Raw genomic sequence first — 455 nt, forward strand, 5'->3', positions numbered from 1 at the left:
TCCTTGTCGCGCACGCCGAGCTGGTCGATCAGTTCGCCCTTGACGTCGCCGAACGAGTAGTGGTTCAGCTTGTCCAGGTCCTTGTGCTCACGGCGCCATGCGAGCTTGACGAATTCGTTGTCCGAGCTGCCGCCGAGCAGGACGGCGTCGCGCTCTTCGAACTGCTTCGTGAGCTTCGCGAATTCGACGATTTCCGTCGGGCACACGAACGTGAAATCCTTCGGATAGAAGTAGATGATCTTCCACTTGCCCGGGAACGACGCTTCGGTGACGGTCTCGAACGCCGACTGGCCGTTTTCCTCGTGATTGTTGAAGCCCGGCTTCGCGGCTACGACGGTGAAAGCTTCGAGTTTATCGCCCACGGTTTTCATGCGGATACTCCTGTGTGAGTTGGGAAGAAGACTGAGTCAAGCTACCTCGGTGCTGCAACGATGATGTGACAGCATGGGCAAAAC

The 455-nt window shown here is 57.4% G+C and carries 1 protein-coding gene; it reads right to left on the reverse strand.

The window, feature by feature from the left end:
* Positions 1-371 (reverse strand): redoxin domain-containing protein (locus M3183_RS26750; RefSeq protein WP_251475078.1); only part of this gene is annotated, 371 nt, incomplete at its 3' end.
* Between the last annotated feature and the right edge of the window lie 84 nt (positions 372-455).

Origin of the sequence: Neobacillus mesonae, assembly GCF_023715155.1 — a bacterium.
Taxonomy (GTDB): Bacteria; Bacillota; Bacilli; order Bacillales; family Cytobacillaceae; genus Neobacillus; species Neobacillus mesonae_A.